This is a genomic window from Candidatus Acidulodesulfobacterium ferriphilum, assembly GCA_004195035.1.
GTDB lineage: Bacteria > SZUA-79 > SZUA-79 > Acidulodesulfobacterales > Acidulodesulfobacteraceae > Acidulodesulfobacterium > Acidulodesulfobacterium ferriphilum.
The window spans coordinates 204,354-226,968 of sequence record SGBD01000004.1 but is presented as its reverse complement, the minus strand read 5'-3'; the positions used below and the strand labels follow the sequence as shown (position 1 = coordinate 226,968).

The window sequence follows — 22,615 nt, the reverse complement described above, 5'->3', positions numbered from 1 at the left end:
CCAGGAAGATAATAAGCATAATGAATTCCGTAAAGACCGGATTTTAAAACGGTATCGGCAAAATTATATAATATAAAATTTATTTGATTTATTTGAAAAAAAATGGGGGTACATTTTAAATGGATTTAAAAAACGTTTCCAGAAGAAGTTTTATAAAAACCGCCGCCGTCCTTGCGGGAGCGGCGGCGGTAAATCCCGTTAATCTTTTAAAGTTCAAACCGGTAGGTAATTTGACCATAATATGGAATTCAGATTCCCATGCCCATTTAAAGCCTACTCTTTATAGAGAGCCTTCCGTAAATATAGGGCCTCATTTTATGAACGGAAGACCAGGTCATCTAGTAGGGAATTCTTTCAACCTCTACTACGATATAAATCCTAAGTCTGCAATGGGATATTTCTGTTCATACGTAGATTTTTTAAAATTAAATAAAGAATACGGTCCCATGGGCGGCTACGCACATATGGCGACCGTATTCAACAAAATAAAAGAAGAAAGATACGGCAAGACCATAATGCTCGATACCGGCGATTCATGGCAGGGTACCGGCATCGCATTGCTCACTAAAGGCATGGCGGTAGTAAACGTCCAGAATGCCATGGGATACGATGCTATGACGGGGCATTGGGAGTTTACCTACGGCGAAAAGCAGCTTTTATCCAACATAAAAAAGCTGAAATTCCCCTTTATTGCGCAGAATGTTACAAATGCTACCTGGGGCGGTCTAATTTTTAAACCCTATATAATAAAAGAAGTCAACGGATTAAGGGTAGGAATAATAGGACAGGCGTTCCCGTATGTTCCGCTTGCGCATCCTTCCCATTTCGTTAAAAACTGGAACTTCGGCATTAACACGAGTCATGCCCAAAAGATGGTTAATAAACTGAAGAACGAAGAAAAAGTTGATTTAGTTGTCGTCCTTTCACATAACGGCCTCGAAGTGGACAGAAAGTTCGCCGCCCTTATAAACGGAATAGACATTATAGTCGGCGGGCATACCCACGACATACTTCCCGCTCCGCAGATTATAAACAATACAATCATCGTTCAGGCGGGCACCCACGGAAAGTTTGTCGGAAGAATAGATTTGAATGTTCAGAACAAAAAAATCGTGGATTACGACCATAAACTTATTCCGATAGTTACGAACTGGATTAAGCCGGACCCGGAAATAAGCAGGATAATAGACGAAGAATACGCGCCGCACGCCCGCACGCTGAACGAAGAACTCGGAACATCCGAAGACCTGCTGTACAGAAGGGCGACCTTTATCAGCACGGTGGACAATGTAGTAGAGCAGGCATTTATGGAAAAATACGACACCCCGTTAGTGTTTACCCCGGGCTGGCGTTGGGGCGAAACGGTTCTGCCCGGCGAAAAGATCACCATGGAGCATGTTTACGGAGAATACGGCACGACCTATCCCGAGGTTTACAGGGTCAAGCTGAGCGGACAAAAGATTCTCGAGACGACATCGAGCAATTTGAGCGATGTTTTTGCAAGAGACCCTTATTTGCAAATGGGCGGAGATGCAACAAGAATATCTAATTCTAAAATGCATATACTTATAAACCGACACGGCGCTAAAAGGATTAAAAGTTTTACGATAAAAGGCAAACCTATAAATCCGGATAAGGATTACTGGCTTATCACATCAGGCGCAAAGATGCAGAAATTAAGCGATACGGTTGACGGCGGCCTGCAAAAAGAAAAGGCCTACGATGTAATAGCGGACTATATAAGGGGACATAAAACAATCAGGTCTATCCAAACCGGAGATGTCATATACAGGCATTCAAGGACTGCGGGGTGATAAGGCGATAGTCAGGCGGATTAAAGGCTCTTATATAAATAAGAAGGAAAATAATTGATCGACATGTTATACAACTTATAACCAAATTAAGATTAAGGAGATTAAAAATGAAAAAGTCTCGTTTATTTTTAAGTTTATTAATGATTGCCGCGGTTTCAATTTTATTTTTCTCGTCCGCGTCTAAAGCTTATGCCTTAAAGTACGGTCCATCGTCTTACAGTTCCTATCCAGCATATTACAATACCCATCCATTGCCTCTTCCCGAATTTTTTAAACACAAAACTATGAAAATGGTAATCGAAGTTGATTATGCAAAGCCGGCAAGGTGGGGACTTGTGATTGCCAATATAAAAAATGTCATGGCCGCGTTTGGGGATAATTCTTTCAAATATAAGCTGGAGCTTGTCGTGTTTGGTCCGGGCATAAAAATGGTGATGAAGAAGTTCGATAAAAAAAATGAAGCCGTTCTTCAAAGTTTGGTTACTTATGGATTAAAAATACGGGCATGCCATAATACCATGCTTAAAGGCCATTTGACAAAAGAAGCGCTGTTTCCTTTTGTTAAAGTAGTTCCGGCTGGAGTCATAGAGATAGCCAGAAAGCAGATGCAGGGTTATACATTTCTAAAACCTTAAATATAAAACAACCGTTATCGTAGGAGGACAAAATGAAAAGATTTATTTTAGTTGTTTTGGGAGTTTTTCTGGTTATCTTTGCATCATACTTTTTTAATAGTATTGCTTACGCAAAAGGAAAATTAAACAAGAAAATGATTGCCAAAGAAAAAATACAGGCCGCCCTGAAATTGGGGAAGGCAGAATTTTATAGCGCTAAACTTGGAACAAACGGTTTTTCATGCGCCAAGTGTCATGTTGACAGTATCGGCACCTATATCCCAAAGACCGGAAAGGTGGTCAGGAGTTTGGCGGGCGTTGCGGCTACTTTTCCAAGGTTCAATCCTAAAACCCATCAGATTATTACCCTTGGGGAAAGATTAAATATGTGTATCGTCCATGCTTTAAAAGGAAAACCGCTGAGCGGACAGAAGCTCAATTATCTTACCCTTTATGTAACCTATTTAAGCAACGGCTACAGAATTAAAGGATATAATGCAACGCCGAGCCCGACTTTTACAAAAGCCTGTCTGCGCCCAAAAACTCTTCAACAGGCCTTAACGCTTGGAAAACATTATTACGATACTCCTCTAGGCGCTTCCGATTTTAGCTGCGATTCCTGTCATCCCGGTGGCGGAGCGGGCGTTCTGGGCGGCAAGCCGACCAAGCCGGTAATAGGCCACGCCGTTTATTATCCCAAATATAAAAAATGGGGCGGGATTATTACTATGCAGGACCAGTTTAACCACTGCATATACACAGGGGAAACGGGATTTAAAAAGAAGATAGGTTCTAAAGCATGGAAGTATCTCGACCTGTATGTTTATTCGCTTTCAAAGGGCTATAAAATAAGCGTAGGAAAATGATTAAAAAATTATTAAATAAATGGTTGGCGTATGGCCATTAAAAAACGGAGAAAGGAGAATAATAATGAATAAATATTTACTTAAAAATGGTTTGCTGAATTTTAAAGCAGTTTTTATCGTTCTGGCTTTGACTTTAGTGTATTTTAGCGGCAACGCTTATGCTTACAAAAAGATTCAGGCGCTTCCGTATTTTAAAAACAAAACTATGAAGGTTGTAATTCAAATAACACAGGATAGTCCGGCGAGATGGAAGCTTGCCCTCGGCAATGCCGCTAAAGTTGTCCAGATTATGAGCGCTCACGGCATTAATTATAAAGTCGATGTAGTCGCATACGGTCCGGGACTTAAAGTATTTATGAAAAAATACGATAAAAAGTTTTACCCCCTGCTTCAGAGTTTAAGCACTTATGGAGTTAATCTTGTTGCATGCCATATGACGATGCTTGCCATGCATGTTCACGAGAAACAGCTTTTCCCGTTTGTTAATGTGGTATATCCGGGCGCCGTTGCTTACATTATTAAGAAAGAAATGCAGGGATATGCTTATATAAAACCGTGAGGGAAGATATTTATTTAATAAATCGCGAACGGCCAAGTTAAATGGGAGGTTATATAGCAAAACAAATTAATTCTAAATTGTAACAATATGGAGTAGATTATGAAAAAGGTTATTTATACTTTTATTACCGCAGCCGCTATTGTAATCACGGCTAACTTGGTTGTCGCTCCTTGTGCATTGGCAAGCACGAACGGTGAAGGGATTTCCGCATATTTAAAAAAGTACTATCAAAATCACATCCGTAAAATTAGAGGATGGCATAATGTAAATGGAACAAGGATATATTTTCCCAATACATCCTCTAAGCCGGCGTTTACCATGGGGGCTGTTTCCGTTCAGGGGAAAGTTTATAAAGCGCTCTATGTAATCGATGTAAACAAAAGGGCTGTAATGAAGAAAACTATCAAGAATATTAAGAATTTACTGAACGATCCCAGAGTAAAAGGGCATATAAGAATCGAACTTATTGCGTTCAGTCCGGGCGTCCATATTTACTTCAAGGGAAACGGTTTTAAGAATGCTCTTTTAAAGTTAAAAAAAGACGGAGTTGAAATTGCCGAATGCGCTAATACTTTATATGAACTTCATATCCCGCCCTCAAAACTTTATTCTTTTGTGAAGATGGTTCCATCGGCTCAGGGTGAAATAGTTATAAGGGAAGCCGAGGGGTGGGCTTATTTAAAACCGTAAATTATTTTATAGAGTTAAGTTATATAATTTCTAACGCGGTATTAAGGTTAAAATTATGCGGAGGGAACAATGAAAAAATTGATGAAGCTATTGATTTTATTAATTATCGTTACGACCGGCGGATCCCTGCTTTTAACGGGTTGTGCTAAAAAACCGGCAAAAGAGGCTCCGGCGGCGGCCGTTACTAAGCCTTCTAACGCGGCCGTAAAAAAGAAAATTGAAATAAAAAAACCTCTTTTAACTCCGGCATCGTATAACGGTTTTTTTAATCACAGGATTATCAAAGTTGTTTTTCAGGTTTCGTCCCCGAATCCGAAGAAATGGAAAGTCGCCCTTTTAAACATGAACGATATTATCTGGGAACTCCATTATAATCCTAAAAGGTATAAAGTGGTTTTTGTAGCCTACGGCCCTGCCGTCAAAATGTTTCTTAAAAAAGATAACAAATTGACGGCTCTTATCGAAAAATTATATAAGCATAATGTGAAGTTTGAGTCCTGCCATGTAGCAATGATAAAATTAGGTATTAAGTCCAATGAAATACTGCCCATCGTTCATGTTACGCCTGATGGATTCTTTGCCATTCTGCACTATGAAATGACCGGTTATTCTTATATAAAACCATAAGTTAGCGTATTACAAACATACTCATACTGTTTTTTCATATCCCCCTCCCATATGGGAGGGGGATATTTATAAATCCCCCCTTCTTTATTACTTTATTGCCGTTATTTACATAATTTTAATTAATATGTTTTTGTGATATAATTCGTAAACTAATCCCGGCTTTACGAATTACGGCTATCCATATTTAAATCATAATAATTATAATCTTTGGATATTATCGAAAAGATTTCCTAAATTAGCATATTAAATGAATAACTTAAAAAGCGAAAAAGGTTCCTATTTAAAATCCGCGGTTCGTCAGCCTGTTAACTGGTATCCGTGGTGCACGGAGGCGTTCGATATAGCAAAAGAAAATGATTTGCCGATACTTTTGGACATCGGAGCCGTTTGGTGTCATTGGTGTCATGTAATGGATAAAGAGTCTTACGAAGATGAAGAGACGGCAAGTATAATAAATGAGAATTTTGTCGCGATTAAGGTTGATAAAGACGAAAGGCCTGATATCGATTCCCGTTATCAAAAAGCCGTGAGCGCCTTTTCCGGCAACGGCGGATGGCCTCTTACGGCATTTTTGACATATGAGGGATATTTTTTTTATGGAGGCACCTACTTTCCAAAGGAGGCAAAATACGGTATTCCTTCTTACAAATCGGTTTTAGCCGAAATCGGAAAATATTACAGAGAAAATAAAGAGGCTGTTTTTTCGCAGAGCAAAGATTTTTATAACAGAATATTTAAGGATTTAAACAAATTTTCCATATTTAATATTCAAAGAATAAACGAAGCCGTTAAGGGAGATAAAAGTTTAAATAAAGAATATGCAGGTAGGCTTTTAAATGAGGCGGCGCAAGAATTTAAACTTCATTTTGATAACGAAAACGGCGGACTTGACGAGTCCCCCAAGTTTTTTTATTTTTCGGGGATGGAACTGCTTTTGTGGGATTATATAATAAACCATGACAGGGATTCTCTGTCAAAAGGGGTTTTTACGCTTAAAAAGATGGTTTTTGGCGGTGTTTTTGACCATGTCGGGGGCGGCTTCCACAGATATTCCACCGATAGGAAGTGGATAATTCCGCATTTTGAAAAGCTTGCGGCCGACAATGCAAATGCGTTAAGGGTTTATTTGAATTATTACGGAGCTGCGGGCGACAAAGTCATATTGAATGCGATAAACAGAACAATGGATTTTATTACAAACGATTTGTATGACAGAATAAGCGGCGGTTTTTATGCCAGTATGGATGCCGATGCGGCAGACGGCGATGACGGCAGTTTTTTTACATGGACTTTAGACGAGCTAAAAGATGTTTTTGCAAAAAACGAAGAATTGAAAGCGGTAATAAATTTGTTTAATATCGGTAAGGACGGCAGAATGCGGGGGCAGGGCGCTCACGGCGGCGGGGCGGCGGCAATTAGGACAAATGGGACGGTCCCAAATGTTTTATATGTTGATTCAAGAGAGTTGGAAGAGGATATTGTCCTGAGCAAATTTTATAATAATGCCGTATCCAGACTTAAATCTCAAAGGGATAAAAGAAAACAGCCGTTTATCGATAAGGTTAAATATAGTTCCATAAACGGAAATATTATATATTCCATAACCGAATTAAGCAAGATTTTTAACCCTTATAACAGCAATAACGGGAACAGACAAAAACTTAACGAAATAGCCGAAAAATCCATTAAGCCCTTTTTAGATGTTTTTGATAAAAACGGCGATGTGGGCAGATTTATCGGCGAGCCGGGCGGCGGGGTTCTCGAAGATAATGCTTATATAATTTTGGCTTTAACAGGCTTATTCGAAACGACATCTAAACCGATGTATCTGGTATATGCGAAAAGAATTGCCGAACATGTTATAAAAAATTATTACGATGGCGAAGATGGCGGGTTTTTTGATATAAATCATACCATAAAAAGCTCAAAAATAGGATTTCTAAGCCATAAGGAAAAATCGATTATCGATTACGGCGGTTATTCCCCAAACTCAATGATATTATCGGGAATGGCAAGGCTTTATGCGTTGACGAACGAGATTCAATTTCAAAATGTAATATTAAAGTCATTCGAATATTTTATTAACGATGCAAATAACTTTAGATACAACAGCTCAAGCTATATAATAAGTCTGGTGTATTATGCGCAGGGAGTAAACAAAAATATAATAATCGGAAGCTTAACCGACAACGGCATTATGAATTATTTTAAAGGGGCCAATAATATTAACAACATTAACAACGGCAAAAGATCTTTTAAATTTAATTCCATTAATATTTTTATCGATATTAATAACAGGGATATTATAGAAAGTTATATGAATTTTGGCGATCGTCATAAAGAGGATGATATGATAATTTTCGAGGAGGTAAGGAGAGCGGTGCATGATTATAAAAAGACCAAAAAACCCCTTATTTACAGATGTAAAGATAAATCGTGCGATATAGAGGTATTGTGAATCCGGAAAAATATTAAATATTTTAAAAATTTCGGTCGGATTTCCTTGACATACTTAATTCTGTTGTAGTAATATACATAAAAAAGTGGTTTGCCGTTTCCGCATCGGCGGAATGACGGGAAGCAAATATAATCGAAAATAAATAAAAAATAAATAAGTTATTAAGAAATTACCAATGGGGTGGTAAAGATTAAATGAATAAAATAAATTTTTCTTTGCTCGCTAAATTTTTTTTGTTTATTTTATTTATTTCGCTGGCTTTTATCGGTATTTTTTCTTTAAACGCTTATTCTTTTATTACGACTGTAACCGTCCAACCGGGAGAAACGCTCAGTCAGATTGCGGACAGCCATAACACTACGGTTGCCTCCATAATGTCTTTTAACGGTCTTCATAACTATATAATATATCCTGGTGAAAAGTTAAAAGTAGTCTCCGGCGGTTATAATCATTCCGCCTACCGCCCCGCCGTTACCTACGGCCATTACAAAGTGCAGTTTGGCGATACGCTGTCTTTGATAGCTCAAAAATATGGAACTTCCGTTGCCGACTTAAGAAAATTAAACGGCCTTTATTCCAATGTGATAAGGCAGGGGGCCGTTCTGGTAGTGCCTGTTCACGAAAATGCAAATCAAGCTCAGCCTCAGGTTTCCGCTGTTGTAACCGTCCAACCGGGAGAAACGCTCAGTCAGATTGCGGACAGCCATAACACTACGGTTGCCTCCATAATGTCTTTTAACGGTCTTCATAACTATATAATATATCCTGGTGAAAAGTTAAAAGTAGTCTCCGGCGGTTATAATCATTCCGCCTACCGCCCCGCCGTTACCTACGGCCATTACAAAGTGCAGTTTGGCGATACGCTGTCTTTGATAGCTCAAAAATACGGAACTTCCGTTGCCGACTTAAGAAAATTAAACGGCCTTTATTCCAATGTGATAAGGCAGGGGGCCGTTCTGGTAGTGCCTGAAAGTTATAGGACCGCTCAAATTAATAATAACAATAATGATAATAAATACAATTATTATAGGGTTGCGACTTTTCAAGTTTTAACCGGCGGCAAAAAAAATAACGGCCCTAAACATAACGCGGCTAAAAGAAACAATCATGTGAGTATCGGAAGAAAGATAGTCGATACCGCGTTCAGGTATAAAGGCGTTCCGTATGCTTGGGGCGGAACGACAAGAACCGGCATGGATTGTTCCGGTTTTGTTCAGCGCGTATTTGCAAAGGATAATATACATCTTCCGAGGACGGCCCGCGAGCAATCAAGATTAGGCAAATATATCCCTAAAAGCAGATTAAAGCCGGGAGACTTATTATTTTTCAGGACTTATGCTCCTTATATTTCGCATGTCGGGATTTACATAGGGCATGGAAAATTTATTCAGGAAAATTCCGGCGCCGGTACGGTAACGATAACCAGCCTGTCAAACGAATATTTTGAAAGAACTTACGCATTTGCTAAATCTATTAAGTAGCAGATGTCGGGCAGCGCGCTTCTTATAACGGCAATAAATTAACTAAATTTATAAATTAAAGGACATTATTATGTTTAATTTTAACAGCTGGCATGCGCCCGATCCGATAATATTTGTAGGACCGCTTCCTGTTCATTGGTACGGAATTTTGATAGGTATCGGCTTTGTTATCGGTATAGCGATAGCATATTTTAGGGCAAAATCCTGGGGCGAGGATCCCGAAAACATAATTAACATTATGGTATTTGCCATACCGATGTCGATTATTTTTGCGCGCTTTTATTATGTCGTATTTGCATGGGGGTATTACGCAAAAAACCTTATAAGTGTTTTTTATATATGGCAAGGCGGACTTGCGATATACGGCGGAGAAATAGGCGGACTTTTAACGCTTTATCTATATACTAGGATAAAGAAATTAAATATCTGGCGGTATATAGATATGCTGGCCCCGAGTCTTCTTTTAGGGCAGGCTATCGGCAGGTGGGGGAATTTTATAGACCAGCAGGCTTTCGGCTATCCCGTTAAATGGGGGCTTCCTATTGCGAAGGCAATGCGCCCCGTAAACGCCTACACCCCAAAACATTTGATATTTGGGTTATGGGGATACCCTTTTCAAACGGCTTATCCAAAGAACCTGACTATGTATGCCCACTTTGAACCGTCTTTTTTTTACGAGTCTGTTCCGGATTTCTTTGGATTCATATTTTTGATGTGGCTTTCGAGAAAAAAACCTAAGGTTGCCGGAAAGATACTTATAGGTTATTTAATTTGGTACGGAACGACCAGATTTTTTACGGAAGGCACAAGGATAGACAGTTTATGGCTGGGGAACAGTATCAGGGTTTCACAGGTGCTAAGCATGTTTGCCGTTATAATTTCGATAGCAGTCTTAATCTACAGGCATTATAAATATAAAGAATTATAATAAAATGAAAATGTGTAATAAAGAACAAAGGAAATTCGCAGAATGGGAAGCTATTTAAAAAATGATTCGCAGTCAACCGTTGCCGAATTGAAAGATGCGGTAAGGGAATTTTGCGAAAAGAGGGATTGGGACAGGTATCATAATGCGAAAGACCTTGCCATAGGCATAATAACCGAGGCATCGGAACTTTTAGAATTTTTTAGATTTAAAGATGACGCAGAAATACGGCTTTTGATGAATGATAATGAAAAACTTAAGGAAATCAGCCACGAATTAGCCGATATATTTTATTTTATATTGAGATTTTCTCAAAAATATGGCATCGATATTACAGAGTCGTTTGAAGCTAAAATGAAGGTAAACGAGGTAAAATACCCCGTAGATAAGGCATGGGGTTCCAATAAGAAATATAACGAATTTTAAAAAAAATAGGCGTAGTATCAAAATTAAGCCTCCAAATTTATTTTGTTTCCCCTGCTTGCCGCCGCCGTCATTTCTTATCCGATAATATCATGTTAAATTTTCATTAATTATATATACATATATGCAGTTTATCATTTCCGTAACTGTTAAGCCGAATTCAAAAAAAAGACGAATATGAAATGAGCAAGATTTGTTTATTTATGTATGCAATTTATGTCGGAATATAGGCTACAGGGGTGAATTTTTATGAGTTTTTTTAATAACCGCGATTTTTTACCGCCGCTTGCCGACAGGCTTAGACCTAAGGTCCTATCCGAATTTATCGGTCAGTCCCATCTTCTCGACAAGGATAAGTCGTTAAGGAATATGCTGGATTCCAAGTTTATCCGCTCGATGATACTTTGGGGTCCGCCGGGAAGCGGAAAAACCACCCTTGCAGGTATTATTGCAAATGCTTTTGATTACGAGTTTTACAGTATTTCTGCGGTTTCTACAGGCGTTAAAGAGTTAAGGGAATTTATAGACAAAGCCGATATTAGTTTTAAGCACTATAAAAAGCCCGTAATTCTTTTTATCGATGAAATCCACCGTTTTAACAAGTCTCAGCAGGATTTACTTTTGCATTCTATCGAAGAAGGAAGCCTTATATTAATTGGCGCAACTACGGAAAATCCGTCGTTTGAAATAAACTCGCCAATTCTTTCGAGGGTATTGGTATTTACCCTGAATCCATTATCCGAGGATGATTTAAGTAAAATAATAGATAGAGCCTTAAATACGGACGAAGTTCTAAAGAAAAAGAAGATTTTTATAGATAAAGAGGATATAAATATCCTGATCCAATATTCTGGAAGCGACGCCCGCATAATGTTAAACGCTCTTGAAATTGCGGTCAACCTTGCGAAGCAAGGCGATAAGGGCGAGATAATATTGACCGAAAAGATTATAGAAGAGGCATACCTTAGAAAGTCAAAATACGATAAAACGGGGGAGGAGCATTATAATACGATTTCGGCTTTCATTAAAAGCATAAGGGGGAGCGACCCGGATGGAGCGGTATTCTGGCTTGCAAAGATGCTGGATTCGGGAGAAGATATTAAATTTATCGCAAGAAGAATGATAATTTTGGCTTCCGAAGACATCGGGAATGCCGAACCCGAAGGCTTAAATCTTGCCGTCAGCTGTTTTAATGCCGTTAATGTTATTGGTATGCCGGAGGCCCGCATTATTTTATCACAGACCGCCGTTTATCTTGCAAGCTGTCCCAAGTCAAACGCAAGCTACCTTGCTATCGAGGAGGCTTTAAAAGATGTAAAAGACTTTCCCGGCGTTACCGTGCCGCTTCATTTAAGAAACGCGCCGACAAAACTAATGAGAGATTTGGATTACCACAAAGGGTATAAATATGCTCATAATTTTGAAAACCATTTCGTAAAGCAGCCGTATCTTCCGCCCGAGCTGTCTTCCCGAATTTATTACCGCCCCGAAGACATAGGAATAGAGAAGGAGCTTAAGAACCGCCTTAAATTCTTATGGGGAAAGGATAAAAATTATAAGGATTAAGTATTTTTTATATTTTCAAGTATTCACATTTTAACCCTTACCATTACGCCATGCACTTTTTCGGCAGGAAGCTTATAAAATCTTACAAAAGAGGGGGATAATTTCTTAATTAGGGCAAAAATCCTCCAGAGCGGGTTAGTGCTGACGATATCTTCAAAACCATAAAATATAACGGTTTCGTCGATATTGTACTGCTTTAATATCTCTTCCACATCGACCACTTCGGAATATCCCGCGCTTACGGCAAGCTGACTGAGTCCCGGGGCTATGTCCTCTTTAAGCGCATCGGTTATTCCGTAAGGTTTTTCGGTTCTTTCTATGGAAACAAATATGTTTTTTTCATACATTATATTATTATCAAACATTGTTTTGACAATATACGGAGAGACCTTGTCGGAAAGGCTGGCAAAAAACAGGGATGTTCCTTTTAATTTGGTGAAATTACTATAACGATATTCATATTCTTTTAAAAACACTTTTAAATCCGTCATCTTATATACGCTATGCAGTTTTTTCTGCCCTTTTGTATATAGCATTATTGTAATGAACGGAATTGTTGCTATTATTAATGCAAAATAACCCCCTTCGGCAGTTTTATATAATAAATTTGAAGCCAAAAACATAATATCGGCGAATGTCGTTATAAGCGATATAAACAGCATAAAGTATCTTTTTTTGTGATAAAAATGCATATTTATTAAAATGCCCGTAAAGGTCATGGTTCCGCTGACGGCAAGACCGTAAGCCATAGCAAGGTTGCTGGATGTCCTGAACATTATTATTGCCGTTAAAACGCTTATAAATAAAAACCAGTTTGCAAAGCTTATATATATTTGGGATTGTATTTCGCTGGACTTGTAATCTATTTTTAACAGGGGTATGATTCTGTTGTTTATAAGCTGGTAAACAATGGAGAATATGCCGCTTATAACCGCCTGAGACGCTATAATCGTTGCTAAGATGCTTAAAATTAAAATAGGGAAGTAAAATAAATGGGACTGCGAATAAAGCATCTCGAAAAATGTATTCTTATCGGCTCTGTGGCTCAGTAAAAAAGCGCCCTGTCCTGTATAATTTAAAACAAGCATAATAAATACGAAATACCATGCTTTAGTAATGGGTTCCCTTCCGATATGACCCATATCGGCATACAGGGCTTCGCCTCCGGTTGCCGAGAGGATTACATCAGACAGCACGAATAAGGAAATAATGCCGTGGGAAATTAAGCGGTTTGCGGAAATACTTCCGTTGAATAAAAAACTTAAAGCGTTATAAGGATTTATAACCCTTAATAAAATTTCTGGAGTGTACATTAACGACGCGAAACCCGAAGCGCCGATTACGACAAACCATAAGAGCATTACGGGGCTGAATATCTTTGCTATTTTTTCCGTTCCCTTATGCTGATACCAAAACAGGCTGACGGTAATTATTACGGCTATAAAAATAACGGTATCGGTTGTTACATTTTTAAAAACAGGTATTAAGTTTATGCCTTCGACCGCGCTCAGAATACTTATGGCGGGGGTGATAACCGAGTCGCCTATTAAAAGCGATAATGCAATATACGATATTACGGATATAAATGCTATTTCTTTTGCCGATTTTGCGTATTTTTCGATAATATTTTTGAGTATTATCGTTCCGCCTTCATTCCTTTCGCTTATACCCATGGCAAACCAGACATACTGGATTGTGACCAAAAGGATTAATGTCCATATTATAAGAGATATAACTCCGCATACATTTTCGCTTGTGACCCTGAGGTAAGCAAAAATAACGGCAATCGTATATATAGGGCTTGTTCCTATATCTCCAAATACGATGCCGAGGGCTTTTAAAGATTTATTCTCGGTTAAAACCTTTTTGGCTTTGTCTAAGCTCGGGTTATTCAAAAATTTAAAATTAAAATGAAGTAATAGTTATATTATTTTTTAAAAAAAATACAGGATATCATTATACACTAAAATTATTACGAAAATGTAACAAAAGTGTAATAAAAATTAACAAAAATTTAACAGAATTGTAATAAAAAATCGATGCCCGCGGTGTTATACTAATCTAAATTGTTGTTTTATTGTTGCTTTTAAGAACGATTTTGACCTGACGGTTTTAACCTTTTATAGCGGAGGAAATATGAACAGAAGAGACTTTATAAAATTAACGGGATTAGGTTTTTTAGGCGGGTTGGCTTTAGGCGGTTTTGGGCTTAAAGATGCGGATGCTTTAGGCAATAGCGTAAGTTCCGCCGCCGGTTTAGCTAAAAATAAATTTAAAAAGCCGGAACATATCGTCTTAATAATGCAGGAAAATAGGAGTTTCGACCACTATTTCGGCATGATGGATAAAACGATAAACGGACAGCCCGAAAGAGTCTTAGAGCTTGGAATAACCAACGGCATGGGCGGAAGCATTAAGCCCTACGATTTAGGTTTTAATTATGTAACCCCCGACCGCGTTGACCCCAACCATTCATGGGAAGGCCTTCATACGATATACAATAACGGCAGGATGGACGGGTATTTCTTAAACGGGATAAATCAGCCGGTTGACGATTATAAGGTTATAATGGGCTATTACGATACTAAAAAGGCTTTATACCCTTATTATTTATACGCTTCCAGCTTCGCGCTATGCCAGAACTATTTTCATTCCATTATGGCTCCGACCCAGCCAAACAGGCTTTATCAGATTGCGGGGCAGTCAAACGGACATATAACCGACGCTCCTCCAAGAAAACCTTACGAGTTTCCCACGATATTCAACAGGCTTGAAAAAGCAAAAATATCGTGGAAAATATATGTAGAAGGCTGGCCGAATCCAAAAAAGTATGTTCACCACTGGGTTCCCGTTATATGGTTCGAAAGTTTTATGAAAGATAAAAGGTTATGGAATAAAATCAGGCCGGCCCATGAGTATTTCGAGGATATAAAAAAGGGGATGCTCCCTAAGTTCAGCTGGCTTGTTCCGGATTTTAAAAATTCCGAGCATCCGCCGGCAGATGTTAAAACAGGCATGCTTTATACCGTAAAACGGATTGAAGCTTTAAGAAAAAGCCGTCTGTTTTCGAAATCGGCAATATTTTTAAACTGGGACGAATGCGGCGGGTTTTACGACCATGTCGTACCCCCCGTTGTCGATTACTACGGGCTTGGAATGAGGGTGGGATGCATAATTATCTCTCCGTTCGTTAAAAAAGGATATATCTCGAATGTCAGACATGAGCATGCCTCGATACTTAAATATGTAGAAAACCTATGGGGGCTTGATCCGCTGACGGACAGGGACAGGTACGCAAACGGGTTCGAGGATACCTTTCTTTCATAAGTTAAATGTTTTTATAAAGATATGAAAAAGATATGAAAAGATGTAAAAAAGTAAGAATAAAAATAAAACGGAGGATATTATTATGGATTTATATGTAGAGGAAAGCGGCATTGAATTACTAAAAAAAACGGAACTTATCTTAAAAGCGATTTTAGATGAAAAGAAAATGGACGAAAGTTATAAAAAAAGGATTAAGAAAAAAATTGCGATAGACCTCCAGATTGCCGTAAAGCATCTGGAGCTTTATACCGCCAAATGCAAACTCATAATTAAAGACAGTGAAGAAATTCAAGTAAATATTGATCTTGCTGAAAGTATTATTAAACTGTTGGAGGCTTCTTTGGGCACGGATAATTCGGAAAGATTTGAGGAATATTACAATACCGCATCAAACTTATTGTCCGATTTAAAGGATTTGGAAGAGGAGCAAGAGGAAGAAAAGGGACAGGAATCCGAAGAAGAAATTAGGGAAGAAGTCGAAGAAGAAGGAATGGAAGATAAAGAATGGTTTGAAGAGGAGGGAACAGGGGATGAAAAAGAAACGGGCAGGAAACGCGGCATGGAAGAATTTTAAAAAACTGCCGTTAATAGTTAGTTTAATTTTTATAACAGGTATAGCCGTTTCCGGTTGCGCCGCCGTAACAAAGCCTACCCCGCCTCCCCTTTCTATCACTCAGATTGTATCGATGTGTAAAAATCATGTTCCCCAAAAAGAAATAATTGACAGGTTAAGGGCAAGCGGTGAGATATTTTACCTTAATGCAGGCGAAATAATAAAACTGCATAAGCAGGGGGTTTGCCCAAATGTGCTGAACTATATGCTTAAAACAGGGATAAGGGCGAGAGAGGAGCGGGCCGCAATCAGGGGCGCAAGGCGCAGATGGTTGTGGTATAACCGGCAGTGGTATTTTGGTCCCCCGTTCGGTCCGTGGATATGTCCATGTCCTTATTGGCGGTATTAGGTTAGGGGCGGGGCGTATAAACTTATCCGTCATAGTTAATTTCGTGATTATGCTTCCGAGCCTTTTGGGGATATTCGGAATGTCTGAACGGAGGGAGCAATAACGGCTTTGATGATATTATATATTAATATAGACGCATTTTCGCAAAATATAATATCAAAGTTGCTGTAATCTTCGGCTAAAGAATCCAGACTGAAGGATTTAAACAGTTTATTTTTGCCCAGATGGATTAGACTTACGGTGCAATCCATAAAATAATCAAGCTCTTTTTCTTTTAAATCTCCGATACCTTCGGCTTTGCTCATCGTTTCCTTAATATCGTCAAACTTTGTTATTAATATCGGACAGCCCGATTCCACGATATCAAGGATATTTTTAAGTTTTGCTATATTATCCTTATCGTTCAATATGGCGGCAATATTAGCCTTAAAGTCTTTAAATAAAAACTCTAATTTATCTTTATCGTTTTTGTTTTTATAGGAGTGTTTATTGATGTTTATTTGAGCGATTAAAGTAAGGCAGAGCCAAGATTCCAAAAAAGATTTAACCGATCTGCCGCCGTTACGGGTATCGCTGAAGGAAGACAAGTAATTTAAAATGATATCGTTTATCGTTTCCATTTATCCTCCGCTTGTTTTATGCCTTTTTGCGCTAATTTAAATTTAAACTTTTATTAAAATGAATTCATTGATTTATGTCACAAATAAATAAATTTTATAAATATCGTTATGGCTTATTATGCCATATTTTCGGTTATTTAATAATATCTTTAAATAAGATTTTTAAATAAGTCAATGATTAAATTAAATCTGAAAATTGCCGATAGAAATTTCTTTTTCTGGATTCCCGCAAAAGCGGGAATCCAGTGTTTTTAATGTATTGCGATATATTTAAAAATCTCTATCGGCAATTTTGGGTTAAATGTTACATCCGTAACATTATCGCAACAAATTTGCAACAAATATTAATAATAATTTAACGCAATCGTAATAATAGCGTAACATTAGTTTGATAAACTATGTCTCAATTAAATTTTAAAAGCAAATTTATTTAAAAATTAAAATTAAACGAAAGACATAATCTTATTTTTTAGGAGGATAAGAAATGAAAGGTAAAATCGTTAATTTTCTAAAAATTCTTATTAGGAGAAGAGATAATGAACCGCGAAGTAAAAAGAAAAACCGGAATGAAAGGGGAGGGGAGGGTAAGAATTTTAAATTAATCCTGGCGGCTTTATTTTTGTTATTTATAGCAGGCCGGAGCAACTTTGCGTTTGCTCAACAAAATTCTAACGGCGTAATAAGTTTGGGCGTTGTAACTTCTTCAGGCGTTAGAAGACTTCTTTCTTATGAAAAAAAAGAGATTAAGGTTATCTCGAATAAGGAGATATTTAAATCAACACAATCGGAGGTTGTGATTAATAAAAATGAGATTGAAAATGCCGGTGTAGGCAATGCCGCTCAAGCTTTGCAAATGGCTCCCGGGGTTTCCGTAAGATCATACGGCGGCAATAATCCGTCGGACAGGAGTCAAGTATATGTGCGGGGGCTTTCACAAGGATGGGGTTCTGCCAGCGGGTCTATTGCCCGTCATGAAGTAATGGTTTTATTTGACGGAGTTCCTATGACCGATTATGTGAGAAACGCATGGCAGCCTAACATGATTCCTATACTTTCAATGATTGAAGGTATAAATGTAATTTACGGTCCGGGAAATCCTTATAATCGGTGGTATGGCAGTATAGGAGGAACTCTAAACTTTATACCGGTTCAACCGACGGTAAAACCTTCCGCAGAAATAAGTCTTGGAACGGGCAGTTATAATACTTATTATACTAATTTTACTTTAAGTTCCGGTTTGACGAATGGTTGGGATTTTATTTTTTCAGGCGGATATGTCAGGGAAAATACTTTCAGGACGGGCAGTTTTAATGCTCCTTCCCATTCGTATGCTTTCTTTGCTAAGGCGATAAAAACATTAAATAACGGTTCTTTAAGCTTTGGGGCTTACGCCGCAAGAAGTTCGGCTTATCGTCCAAATTTCATTCCTGTTTCCCCCGTTCAAGGAGTTACTACACAGGGTTTAAATGCGAGCGGCGCCCCCCTATACAGCGAGCAAACATCCGGTTATTATTCCTCATTGCCTTATAATATGTGGTATAAATTAGTTAAGACCCAGATTTTATTGGCATATTCTAAATTGAATTTGCAGTTATCTCCAAACCTGACATTTTCTGATATGCCGTGGTTCAGGCATGGATACCGCTTGCATTTAAGGGTAAATAATTATATTCCCGGAGCGCCGTCCTCCGAAGACTGGAGCCCTTATTCCAATAACTATGGGAACAGGCTCACTTTTAAATTAAATTTGCCGTATAACGATGTAAAATTTGGGGGCTATTATATATATGCAACATGGAATCCTATATGGTTTGGCACTCAATATGATAGATATTCCGAAACCGGATTTTCGACCTTTATTCAAGACGGGATTCATCTTGGCAAATTAACGGTTATACCCGGCTTAGACTGGGTCGGTTATCACAATATATTTACCAGTTATAATGACCCGGCTGCAGGAACAAGCGCATACAGTTTTTCAAGGCAGATTTTCGGAACTGAGCCGTCCTTAGGGGCAAGCTATCAACTTTTTCCTTATCTTAGATTATATGGAAATTATTCTCAAACCGTCCAAAATCCGGTCGGTCTTGCAAGTTCTGCTGCCGCAGCCAATCCGGGAAGCGTTTCGGGAATTCGTGATACGGATTATGAAGCAGGATTTAAAATTTTGTTGAATAAATCCAATATTAATTTTTTACATCATTTTGTATTTAACGCAACCTATTTTACTTATCATTTAGGACATGAAGCTATCCCCTTGACAATATTGGTAAACACAGTATATACGACTTATTTTGCTTACGCATCCGCAAATTATAACGGTGTCGATATTTCTTTATTAGATAATCCGGTTAAAAATCTTCATCTTTATTCAAATCTTGAAATGTTGCATACAAACTATACCAGTTATGTTTCGGGCGTTAATCAAGAAAATTATGATAATCTCCCTGTATCAAATGTTCCTGATTTGACTTTTAACTTAGGTCTTTCTTATAAGATACCATTTAGAAATTATAATTTTTCTTTAACCCCGAAGTTTTGGGATATTTATAACGGCAAAGAATATATGTTTAATAATTTGACAGGCGCCCCGACTAATCAAACCATGCCAAGTTATAATGTAGCAAACGCCGGAATCAAATTTACGACCCATGCCTTTAAAAAGCAGGATATTAAAACTTTAGGCATAGATTTTTCCATTTTAAATCTATTTAACCATCAGTACAATGCTTTTGAATATATTACAAGCGGTGCATATTTCGGTGGAAGCACAGGAGAAAGCGCTGGTGCAATATTGGCTGATCCTGGAGCGCCGAGAACTTTTTATTTAACCGCTAATTTTAAGTTTTAATAGTTATCGCGCCATAGAAGTTTTAACTTTAATAAATAATAAATAATTAAGTCTTCGGCTTTATCTCTATCCTCTCTCTATAGCAGTTAAAGCAAGTATATGTGGGGAACCGCTATGATTTCCCACATATATACTTTTTGTAATAAAAATATGGGCTATAGAAAAACCGGGAATTAAATTCAAAGGGGGTTTAAATGAAATTTAAAAAAAATTTGTTTATTTATATCTTATTTAATTTATTCATTATTATGGCGGGTATTCCTTTTAGCGTCAATACATCTTACGCGCTTTTAAAATGGCAGGCGGATTATAACAAGGCGGTAGGCTTGCTTAAAAATAAAAAGTATAATTCCGCTTTAAAAATATCCAAAGAGGCTTTAAGGGAAAGTAAGAATCCAGAAACATACGAACTTGCCGCCAATGTTCTTCAATTTTTAAAAGAGTATAAGTTAAGCACGCATTACTATAAAAAATCTCTGGCTTCGATTTTAAAACTCAATAAAAATAACAAAAACACCGGTAAATTTATAGATTCCGTAAAAAATAGCATTGCTTTAAATTATCTTCTAAGGGGAAATAATTTGTTAAAATCCGGCAAAATTAATTATGCCATTATGTTATACAAAAAGGGACTTAAGTATGCAAACGACAGGCATCTATCTGACATTTTAATGCTTAATACGGCAATGGGATACGAAAATTCCAAGCCGAACCACTTTAAAAAGGCATTATATTACTCCAATAATGTCATTAAGAATAATTCTAAAAATTCGTATGCTTATTTTATAAAGGGAAGAGCCGAATATAGCATAGGTGAACTTGAGCTGTCATTACAAGACCTTAAGACTGCTTATAAGCTTAATCCGAAAAGCAAACTTTTTCAAAATGCGGTTAATTTGGTTAAAAAAGATATATATTATAAGAAACATAAAGAAACGAATCATATTAAACAAATTTCCAAAAATCTTTTTAAATAATTTTATGAGAAACTGGGTTTTAAATATTATGAACATAGGGAGATTATATTTCTTATTTATCTTATTAATAGATTTTTTTATTATTTTCATTTTTATAAGTCCTTCTTTTGCAACCAAGATAACCGATAATAATACGATTGTTGCCGTTAAGAAAAGAGGTTTATTTAATGATAAGAATATATTAAGCCCTATCAGGGTTTATTTGAAAAACTTGAGAATTGTGGAACATACCCTTCCGACCGGCAGAAAAATAACCCCTTTCGGTCTTATAAACGGCACGCCTAATTTTGCGACGAATGTTGCCGTATGGCATAATCTTGTAGCCGTTTTGGCAAACGGTGCTACGTTTTATCAGAGCGTAACGGTTTATAATAAGCATACGCTTAGTAAAATCGCTCAGTACAGGGCTTATAAGGAAAGAAGGCTAAAAAAGTTTAAACACCCTAACTTTGTTGTATATAATCCCAAACAGGCTAAAAGCGCAAGCATAAATAAAACAATGGCGCGGTTTTCATATGCAAGGAATAAAAATCAGGACCTCTTTCAGGGGCTTGCCTTTGCGCCAAACGGCATTATTTATGCCGCAGGCGGCGGAGTCAACGATATTGTCGCTTTAAAACTTATAAAAAATAAACTTATCGTCGTTAAAAAATACGCTTTAAAATACCAACCGTTTCCGAAAAACCAATATCCTTATCAGTACCAGGGCCATCAATTTAAAAAACCTTATCTTTTTTATCCCGATTTTATTGCCGTCTCTAAAAACGGAAAATATTTATATACTTCAGGCCTTTTATCTAACTCTGTTGCAAGGATTGATTTGATTACGGGAAAAACCGCTTATGTAAATGCGGGACCTTACCCATTTGCCTTAAGCCTTTCGGATAACGATAAAAGGCTTGTCGTAAGCGATTGGGGAACAAACGGCGTTACGGTTATAAATCCAATTACAATGAAAAAGTCAGGGTTTGTTTATACGGGTAAAAGATTAACGAAAGACAGCTATGGCGCAGGCGTTCATCCTACAGCCATTACCGATATTAAAGGCACCCCTTATGTTTTAATTGCGGATTCCAATAACGATTATATTTATGAAATTAACTCAAAAACCTTAAAGGTTGTTAAGGTAATTAACGATGCCCCTTATAATAATGCTCCTCCCGGGAGTTATCCTGACGGCATTGCCTTTAAGGATAATAAAATATATGTCGCAAATGCAGGAAATAACGATATTGCAATTTATAATCTGAAAAGCGGAAAAAGAACGGGGCTTATCCCTGCTGCATGGTATCCAACCGCCGTTGCATCATCTAAAAATTCTATATATATTGTCAATGCCAAGGGTTTAGGCAGCGGTCCCAACATTTATTACCAGTGGATTGGGGATTTTATGGACGGCGTTGTGCAAAAGGTAAACCTTAATTATGCTTTTAAACATATTAAATATTTAACATACAGGTCTTTAAAGAATAACGGTTTTTTATTGTCCCAAAGGTTAACATTGGAGGCTCAAAATAGTAAGATAGCCAAATTTTTAAGATCGCATATAAAATATGTCGTATTTATTTTAAGGGAAAACAAAACATTCGACGAGGACTTTGGCGATTATAAAAGGGCAGGCGCATGGGCAGACCCGCATCTTGATTTATATAATAAAAAAGAGCTTCCGAACGCTTATAAGCTGGCTGATAATTATGCGCTATTCGTAAACTTTATGGCTGACGGCGAGGTTACGGCGCAGGGGCATGAGTGGACGACGGGAGCATCGGATTCGGATTTTGTTCAAAGGACATGGCCGGAATACTATTCCGGCAGGGGGCTCGTCGGAAATCCTGGATGAACGCAGGATTTAAAG

19 protein-coding genes are annotated in these 22,615 nt (G+C 37.7%); 17 read left to right on the top strand and 2 right to left on the bottom strand.

The annotated features are described in order from the left end of the window. Positions 1–119 precede the first annotated feature (119 nt). The 11 genes from soxB to EVJ47_08080 all read left to right on the top strand — a co-directional run bounded on the left by soxB (position 120) and on the right by EVJ47_08080 (position 12,023). The gene (gene soxB, locus EVJ47_08130; GenBank protein RZD14190.1) at positions 120–1,814 is read left to right on the top strand and encodes a thiosulfohydrolase SoxB; all 1,695 of its coding nucleotides are present in this window, start codon (positions 120–122) and stop codon (positions 1,812–1,814) included. A gap of 107 nt (positions 1,815–1,921) precedes the next feature. Further along, positions 1,922–2,449 carry a hypothetical protein gene (locus tag EVJ47_08125; protein ID RZD14189.1) on the top strand — a complete coding sequence of 176 codons (528 nt, stop codon included), beginning with the start codon at positions 1,922–1,924 and terminating at the stop codon, positions 2,447–2,449. Between the two features lie 32 nt (positions 2,450–2,481). Beyond that, on the top strand, positions 2,482–3,294 hold the full coding sequence (locus EVJ47_08120) for a hypothetical protein (protein ID RZD14188.1): 813 nt from the start codon (positions 2,482–2,484) through the stop codon (positions 3,292–3,294). A gap of 19 nt (positions 3,295–3,313) precedes the next feature. Next, positions 3,314–3,853 (top strand): hypothetical protein, encoded by a 540-nt coding sequence (locus EVJ47_08115; protein RZD14187.1) that lies wholly within the window; start codon positions 3,314–3,316, stop codon positions 3,851–3,853. 99 nt (positions 3,854–3,952) lie between these two features. Next, positions 3,953–4,543 (top strand): hypothetical protein, encoded by a 591-nt coding sequence (locus tag EVJ47_08110; GenBank protein ID RZD14186.1) that lies wholly within the window; start codon positions 3,953–3,955, stop codon positions 4,541–4,543. A 69-nt stretch (positions 4,544–4,612) separates the two neighbouring features. Then, on the top strand, positions 4,613–5,170 hold the full coding sequence (locus tag EVJ47_08105) for a hypothetical protein (protein RZD14185.1): 558 nt from the start codon (positions 4,613–4,615) through the stop codon (positions 5,168–5,170). Positions 5,171–5,417: 247 nt separating this feature from the next. Continuing rightward, entirely contained in the window at positions 5,418–7,628 is a 2,211-nt protein-coding gene (locus tag EVJ47_08100; GenBank protein ID RZD14184.1) for a thioredoxin domain-containing protein, read from the top strand. 194 nt (positions 7,629–7,822) lie between these two features. After that, positions 7,823–9,109 carry a peptidoglycan endopeptidase gene (locus EVJ47_08095; protein RZD14183.1) on the top strand — a complete coding sequence of 429 codons (1,287 nt, stop codon included), beginning with the start codon at positions 7,823–7,825 and terminating at the stop codon, positions 9,107–9,109. Between the two features lie 70 nt (positions 9,110–9,179). After that, on the top strand, positions 9,180–10,037 hold the full coding sequence (gene lgt, locus EVJ47_08090) for a prolipoprotein diacylglyceryl transferase (GenBank protein ID RZD14182.1): 858 nt from the start codon (positions 9,180–9,182) through the stop codon (positions 10,035–10,037). A 42-nt stretch (positions 10,038–10,079) separates the two neighbouring features. Beyond that, entirely contained in the window at positions 10,080–10,460 is a 381-nt protein-coding gene (locus tag EVJ47_08085) for a nucleotide pyrophosphohydrolase (GenBank protein RZD14181.1), read from the top strand. A gap of 246 nt (positions 10,461–10,706) precedes the next feature. After that, on the top strand, positions 10,707–12,023 hold the full coding sequence (locus EVJ47_08080) for a replication-associated recombination protein A (protein ID RZD14180.1): 1,317 nt from the start codon (positions 10,707–10,709) through the stop codon (positions 12,021–12,023). A gap of 23 nt (positions 12,024–12,046) precedes the next feature. On the opposite strand, the gene EVJ47_08075 is transcribed toward EVJ47_08080, so the two are convergent. Beyond that, on the bottom strand, positions 12,047–13,918 hold the full coding sequence (locus EVJ47_08075; GenBank protein RZD14179.1) for a potassium transporter Kup: 1,872 nt from the start codon (positions 13,916–13,918) through the stop codon (positions 12,047–12,049). Between the two features lie 241 nt (positions 13,919–14,159). On the opposite strand from EVJ47_08075, the gene EVJ47_08070 reads away from it, so the two are divergent. The 3 genes from EVJ47_08070 (at position 14,160) to EVJ47_08060 (ending at position 16,312) form a co-directional block, all read left to right on the top strand. Next, a complete protein-coding gene (locus EVJ47_08070; GenBank protein ID RZD14178.1) occupies positions 14,160–15,350 on the top strand; it encodes a hypothetical protein in 1,191 nt (396 codons plus the stop codon). 82 nt (positions 15,351–15,432) lie between these two features. Further along, the gene (locus tag EVJ47_08065) at positions 15,433–15,924 is read left to right on the top strand and encodes a hypothetical protein (GenBank protein RZD14177.1); all 492 of its coding nucleotides are present in this window, start codon (positions 15,433–15,435) and stop codon (positions 15,922–15,924) included. Next, positions 15,881–16,312, top strand: coding sequence for a hypothetical protein (locus EVJ47_08060; GenBank protein RZD14176.1), 432 nt, complete (start codon positions 15,881–15,883; stop codon positions 16,310–16,312). Before EVJ47_08065 ends, EVJ47_08060 begins: the two co-directional genes overlap by 44 nt. 47 nt (positions 16,313–16,359) lie before the next feature. Here EVJ47_08060 and EVJ47_08055 read toward each other — a convergent pair whose 3' ends face one another. After that, on the bottom strand, positions 16,360–16,932 hold the full coding sequence (locus EVJ47_08055; GenBank protein ID RZD14175.1) for a hypothetical protein: 573 nt from the start codon (positions 16,930–16,932) through the stop codon (positions 16,360–16,362). 484 nt (positions 16,933–17,416) lie between these two features. Here EVJ47_08055 and EVJ47_08050 point away from each other — a divergent pair, with 484 nt between their 5' ends. The 3 genes from EVJ47_08050 (at position 17,417) to EVJ47_08040 (ending at position 22,600) form a co-directional block, all read left to right on the top strand. Further along, a complete protein-coding gene (locus tag EVJ47_08050) occupies positions 17,417–19,783 on the top strand; it encodes a TonB-dependent receptor (protein RZD14174.1) in 2,367 nt (788 codons plus the stop codon). Positions 19,784–19,977: 194 nt separating this feature from the next. Next, on the top strand, positions 19,978–20,760 hold the full coding sequence (locus EVJ47_08045) for a hypothetical protein (protein RZD14173.1): 783 nt from the start codon (positions 19,978–19,980) through the stop codon (positions 20,758–20,760). A 28-nt stretch (positions 20,761–20,788) separates the two neighbouring features. Beyond that, positions 20,789–22,600 carry a YncE family protein gene (locus tag EVJ47_08040; protein ID RZD14172.1) on the top strand — a complete coding sequence of 604 codons (1,812 nt, stop codon included), beginning with the start codon at positions 20,789–20,791 and terminating at the stop codon, positions 22,598–22,600. Positions 22,601–22,615 lie beyond the last annotated feature (15 nt).